Raw genomic sequence first — 6741 nt, forward strand, 5'->3', positions numbered from 1 at the left:
GGTCTATGAAGCAAACGAAGCAGGAGAAATTAACTTATCACTTCTATCAAATGCTGACGGCGGTACGGTTTTATTAACAGTTGAAGGTGGAAATATTACAGGTGCAGTTGCTTCAGGTGACGGTAACGCTGAAGTAGAACCAATTCCTGATAACACGATTCGAATTCATTACAACCGACAAGACAATGTGTACGAAAACTATGGTGCATGGCTGTGGAATGATGTCGCTTCACCTTCGGCTAACTGGCCAGTGGGTGCAACGATGTTTGAAAAAACGGATAGCTATGGTGCTTACATTGACGTACCACTGGCTAACGGTGCGAAAAATATCGGCTTCCTTGTAATGGATATAACAAAAGGTGACGCGGGTAAAGATGGCGGAGACAAAGGCTTTACGATTTCTCAACCTGAGATGAACGAAATATGGATTAAGCAAGGGTCAGATAAAGTGTACACGTACGAACCGGTTAATTTGCCTGCAAATACGGTCCGCATTCATTACTCGCGTGAAAATGCTGACTACGAAAACCTTGGCATTTGGCACTGGGGCGATACAGCAGCTCCTTCTGACGGTTGGCCAACTGGTGCAGTTGATTTAGACGGGACAGATCGTTATGGTGCATATGCGGATATCGAGCTGAAAGAAGGCGCGAAGGATATCGGCTTCCTCATCGTCAATCAACAGACACAAGAGAAAGATGCAGGAGATAAATCATTCAATTTATTGGATAAGTATAATCACTTATGGATTAAACAAGGTGATAATAACGTCTACATTTCCCCTTATGCAGAAGTGGCATCGGGCATTGTATCGGGTGAAGTAACCTCTGAAGATACGGTTCTATTAGGATTCACGATGACAGATGGTTTAACAGCAGAAAAACTGAAGGATGATTTGGTCATTAAAGATGTTGATGGTGCAGTTGTTTCGGTTGAAAGCGTAGAAATCRCTGGAGCAACAACAGTTGAAGTAACAGCAACACTGAACTTAGACAAACTGCCATTGTCGATTACGTATTCAGGCAGAACCGTTTCAGCATCTACAGGCTGGAGAATGCTTGATAAGATATATGCTTATGATGGAAATGATCTAGGTGCAACGTACAAAAATGGCAGTGCCACATTGAAATTATGGGCGCCTAAAGCAAGTAAAGTAGTGGCGAACTTCTTCGATAAAGAAGATGCGGCAGCTCCAATTGGCACTGTAGAGTTAACACTCGGCGAACAAGGTGTCTGGTCGAAAGACATCAACCCAAGTGATCTTGGTGTAACAGATCTTAAAGGCTACTATTATCAATACGAAGTAACGAATGATGGAGTAATGAAAACGGTATTGGACCCTTATGCCAAATCCATGGCAGCCTTTACGTTGAATACAGAGGGTGATGCTGGACCAGACGGCGATACGGTCGGGAAAGCAGCGATTGTCGACTTAAGCGGCACGAACCCTAAAGGTTTCGGTCATGCTTCAATTGATGGGTATGAAAAACGTGAAGATGCCGTGATTTACGAAGTTCACGTACGTGACTTTACGTCAGATCCTTCGATTGAAAAGGATTTAAAATCAAGATGGGGCTCGTATAAAGGATTTATCGACAAGCTAGATTACATTAAATCTCTAGGTGTTACACACGTTCAATTACTTCCTGTCATGGCTTGGTATTATGGTGATGAAACGAAGATGGGCGAACGCGAACTTAACTATTCAGCGGGTGGCAATGAATACAACTGGGGGTACGACCCTCACAGTTACTTCTCGCCAGATGGTGCGTATTCAGAGAATCCGAAAGACGCTGAACTGCGAGTGAAAGAGCTGAAAGAATTAATTGATGCCATTCATGATGCGGATATGGGTGTTGTATTTGACGTCGTATACACGCATATGGCAAAAGCCAGCATGTTAAATGACATTGTCCCAAATTACTATGCATACCAGGATGCGAAAGGTAACTTCCTTGGTGGCTTTGGTAACAACTTGGCAACAAGTCACACAATGGCTGAAAAACTAATGGTCGATTCAGTGAAATATTGGTTTGACGAATACAAAATTGACGGCATGCGTTTTGATATGATGGGTGATGCAACGTATCCATCCATTCAAAAGGCGTATGACGTAGCAGCTTCTGTTAATCCTGATGCTTTATTTATTGGAGAAGGCTGGAGAACATTTGCTGGTCATTTGGCTGATCCAGCACAGGCAGGAATGGGTGCAGACCAGGACTGGATGGATAAAACAGATGACGTTGGAGTATTCTCTGACGAAATCCGAAATGAATTGAAATCTGGTTTCGGTTCAGAAGGTGAGCCTAGATTCATTACAGGTGGCGCAAGAGATATTGATACGATTTTCAACAATATTAAAGGACAGCCTTCCAATACAGCTGATGATGACCCGGGTGATATGGTCCAGTACATCGAAGCACACGACAACTTGCCTTTATATGATGTCATTGCCCAGTCCATTAAAAAGGATCCGGCAATTCCTGAAAATGACTTGGAAATTCATAAACGAATCCGTATAGGGAACTCATTGATTTTAACTTCACAAGGCACTGCCTTCATTCATGCAGGGCAGGAGTACGGCAGAACGAAGCAATGGTTTGGTGAAGGGGTACCTGAACAGAAATATCATGAATTGAAAGATATGGATGGGAACACATTTGGCTATTTCGTCCATGATTCCTATGACTCTTCAGATGCCATCAATAAATTTGATTGGAAAAAAGCAACGAACAAGAAAGAATTTGCAGTCAATACAACAACAAATGCTTACACGAAAGGCTTAATTGATTTAAGAAAATCAACCAATGCTTTCCGTTTAGGTGAAAAAACGCTAGTAGATACAAACGTATCGCTACTTGATTTCCCTGAGATGAAAGATTCCGATTTAGTTATTGCATACGAAAATATCTCAACTGATAAAACAGGCAACTACTACGTATTTGTAAATGCTGACAATAAAGCTCGTACGTTAACATTAGGAGATTATGATTTCACTGATGGTGTTGTCCTAGTAGACAATGATGAAGCGGGAACACATCCCGTATCGAAAAAATCAGGATTTAGCTTATCGCGTCAAACAATGACCATTGATCCTTTAACAACAGTCGTGATTAAACTGGATCGAAAAGCTACAGAAGAACCGAAGAACAATGGGAACGATGGGTATCAACCACCTGCAAATGGAAAACCGAACACAATCGTGCTTCCACCTCAAGCGGCAGAAGTAGTGAAAGAGAAAAACCCTTCAGGAATGATTGAAGTAGTTACAAAAGTTGTCCCTGGAAAAGTATCGGAAATTGTCAATGCAATTACGTCTGAGCAATTTGTCGTAGCGCTTAAGTTAGAAAAACCGGATACTGGAGAAACGGTGAAAGCACAGGTTCCTGGCAGTTTATTTAAAGAAGCGTTAAAGAAAAACAAACAGGCAATGATCGAGATTCAAACTGATGAAGCAACCTACAAGCTACCTGCATCAGAAATTTATGTCGCAGATATAGCTAAAAAGCTAGGGGTTGCTGAAAGTGATGTTCAAATCACGGTGTCTGTGAATGTCGTGAAAGCTCCTTCRACTAAAGTGAAGATTGTATCCAATGCAATTGAATTCCACGTCGAAGCAGTTGCTGGAGATAAGAAAGTGACAATCACAGAATATGGTTCATTTGTTGAACGAGAAATTGTTGGCGATAAAGAGTTCAATCCGAAAACTATGGTCGCAGTGAAGTTCAATCAAGATGGAACATTCAATTCACTTCCTACTTTATTTGACGGCAAAATCGCAACAGTGAAGTCACTGACAAACTCAACATATGCGATTGTTGAAAACAACCAAACATTCCCGGATGTGAACAACATCAACTGGGCAGAAGACTCGATTGAAAAACTAGCATCTAAATACATCATAAAAGGGAAAGTAGACGGAACTTACGCACCAGCAGAAGATATTTCCCGTGCCGAATTCACCGTATTATTGGTTCGTGCACTAGGACTTCCGGCAAAAGCGTATGACAACCGCTTCTCAGATGTAAAAGGAACAGAATGGTTCAATGCCAATGGAGAACTAATGACAGCCGTTCAATACGGAATCATTAACGGAAAAAACGACGGAACATTCGCTCCATACGAAAAACTGACACGCACCCAAGCAGTCGTCATGATTTCAAGAGCAATGGAGCTAAAATTCCTGAACTTCGATTTTGCAAAATTAGACCATGCTAAAAAACTAGCAGACTTCAAAGATGCCAACCAAATGACAGGCTGGTCTAAAGCAGGAATCGAAAACGTTTACCAAGCGGGTATCATTGACGGTAAGAGTAACGGTACGTTTGATCCGAATGGCTTCACGAAGCGTGATCAAATGGCTAAGATTTTGGCGAGGTTTTTGGAGGTTAGTAATTTGATGAATTAGTAATCCCGAATGATATCTGAGGGCATATAATAGCAAAGACCAAAAACACATCCAGTCCGTTGATTGGATGTGTTTTTTATAGAATCATATCCAATGTTCATCACAAGAGGGAAGAAGATGTATGTACAGAGCCGCTTTGGGTATCGATACTTCATATATAGATATGCATAATTTAAATGTTAGTTACAGGTTTTTCTTTTGATAATTCTTTCATAATATCCATTTCACTCTTTTTTCCATCAATAACATTATAAAGGAAACTGATAACTTTCCTATAATCATGTTTTACACTAATAAAATCGTTCTTTAAGGTTTCACTTTCAATAAAATAGTTACCCTCAATTTTACCTATATAAATCTTAATATACTCTTCATAATCTTTATTTTGAATTGTTTCATCGAGTAAACTATGTAGTGTATGATACTCATCAAATTTCTTTTGTAAGGTTTTTTTCTCTGGTTTAATATTTTTTTGCTTTAAATAGATAGAAGATTGACTCGAAAAATTTTTTAAATCAACTCTGGTGTAATTTGAAGGAAAGGGAATAACTTTATCTTTAATTTTTTTATAAAATAATTTTTCATGATTTAAAGCTTCATAACCTTCATTTACTTTATCCTTTCCTAAAATAATGGTATTTTTCACCTTACTAGCACTACCTTTTGCAAAAGAGGGAATCCCTTTGACCACATCAGGAAAAACTTCTACCCCCACCTTCCATAAGGCTTTTTGCGCTTCTTCTTTTTTTAAAAAATTAATAATTCTAGGGTCTATTTTCATGAAAATTTCCTCCAATTCAAATAATTATTATTATATATGAGGTGGACAGTTATTTTTAATTTTCTACGAGCTTTTTTGTCATATCGGCTGAGAAATTAATTTTGTTTTCTAGAAGAGCTTACTTTAATGATAATACTAGGTATAAAACAAGCACCTTGAATCGTAGACTAGAGATATTAATTGTAAAATGATGGAGGTTTTACCATGAACTTTGCAAAAAAATATTCTCAGCATTTTATACGGTCATTTATAAGTGGAGTGAAAAACCTTAATTTAACTGAGCGATTTAATCAAACAGTGGAATATTACCGGAAAATGAAAACAAAGAAAATCTTTAATTCGAAGAAACGAGATCGAGTACAGGAAATTGATAACATTGAACACAACAGTTTCATTCGATCAATCTTCGAAGTTTTCGGATATACAGCAGTTATGTCAATTCCAGTTCTCTTTATTATGTTTGTGCTGGTCTTGTCGTATGTCCTGAATCCTTTTTTGGAGTCATTTCGCGGTTACGGATTACTATCGTTGGGTCTTTCTGTGCTGATGCTAGGGATTGGCTGGTATAAGCCGTATAAGATTTGGAGCTTCATATTAGTTTTAGCCGGTGCATTCTTAGCCATGTTTACATTCGGTCCACAGGTGATTGAAGGATATACAGGAAAAACTTTAATCGAGGTAAATTGGAAGACGGGCTATTGGATAATGTTGAAAGCGACATTGGTTTTTCTTGGTTATTTAATTGGTACCGTTTCTTTAATTGCATGGGTGTATCTCGTTTCAAAGGGGCAACGCCACAACCCATTAAAAAGAATCCGCACGATGAATATAAAACAAAGATTGGAACAGCTAAAAAAATTATATACGAATTGAAGATGATTGAACCGTTTCAATTCAGCAGTATTTAAATAAAAAAATTATTAGCGGCCGAATGATTTCTCGGTCGCTTGTTCTATGTTTAAAATGAAATGAATGAAGGTTTTCCATTACATATTGTCGAATGAAGTTCCAAAGGGTTTCAAGGAGGGGACAAGATGAATGAGGAATTTATCTACGTAAATGATCATGAAATTATTATTAATACACTTTCGCCTCAAGTTAACAGTTTAAATGCAGACGATGCATTTTTAATTAATAATCAAGAACTTTCCATTGAACAAGTTGAAAAGAGAAGCAGCAACCTCCTGAGCAGCATGCCTCATTCAACTACTAAGCAGTTATTTAAAGTTAATATTAAAAACTTTAACATAGAAAAATCTTTTCGGTTAAAAGGAAAAAACGATGAATACTTTCTAGCGATACAAGATAATTTTCTTCAGTTACTGGACCTGGACAATATTGAGAATAATGTTGATTTGTTTTCTCAAATTTCTCCGAGAATTGAAGTACTCAGACACTCTGAAGGCAATAATGCTGTGGAAGCTAAAATTACTAAACGACAGATTAACTACTTGACCAATAATTCGATAGAAGACCTTGAAAGAATTTCAAGTCATGTAGACAGTTTAAGTTCAAAGACGATTGGTTCATCCTCTGATAAAAGTTTTTACAT

4 protein-coding genes are annotated in these 6741 nt (G+C 38.2%); 3 read left to right on the plus strand and 1 reads right to left on the minus strand.

Going from position 1 to position 6741, the window contains the following annotated elements:
- A partial coding sequence (locus AC1DSB_RS12050; protein WP_477586791.1) for a pullulanase occupies nucleotides 1-4408 on the plus strand: 4408 nt, incomplete at its 5' end.
- Between the two features lie 172 nt (nucleotides 4409-4580).
- On the opposite strand, the gene AC1DSB_RS12055 is transcribed toward AC1DSB_RS12050, so the two are convergent.
- A complete protein-coding gene (locus tag AC1DSB_RS12055; protein ID WP_477533255.1) occupies nucleotides 4581-5189 on the minus strand; it encodes a hypothetical protein in 609 nt (202 codons plus the stop codon).
- 204 nt (nucleotides 5190-5393) lie between these two features.
- Between AC1DSB_RS12055 and AC1DSB_RS12060 the strand changes: the two genes are divergently transcribed.
- Both AC1DSB_RS12060 and AC1DSB_RS12065 read left to right on the plus strand, forming a co-directional pair.
- Nucleotides 5394-6062 carry a hypothetical protein gene (locus tag AC1DSB_RS12060; protein WP_477533254.1) on the plus strand — a complete coding sequence of 223 codons (669 nt, stop codon included), beginning with the start codon at nucleotides 5394-5396 and terminating at the stop codon, nucleotides 6060-6062.
- Nucleotides 6063-6223: 161 nt separating this feature from the next.
- Nucleotides 6224-6741, plus strand: a 518-nt coding sequence (locus tag AC1DSB_RS12065) for a hypothetical protein (RefSeq protein ID WP_477586792.1), incomplete at its 3' end; no start/stop codon positions are given.

The organism is Paenisporosarcina sp. P4_E4_2, from assembly GCF_056401595.1.

Bases quoted from the DNA above. Each gene is read 5' to 3' on its own strand.
- AC1DSB_RS12055 (WP_477533255.1), bottom strand. From the start codon at position 5,189: ATGAAAATAGACCCTAGAATTATTAATTTTTTAAAAAAAGAAGAAGCG.
- AC1DSB_RS12060 (WP_477533254.1), top strand. From the start codon at position 5,394: ATGAACTTTGCAAAAAAATATTCTCAGCATTTTATACGGTCATTTATA.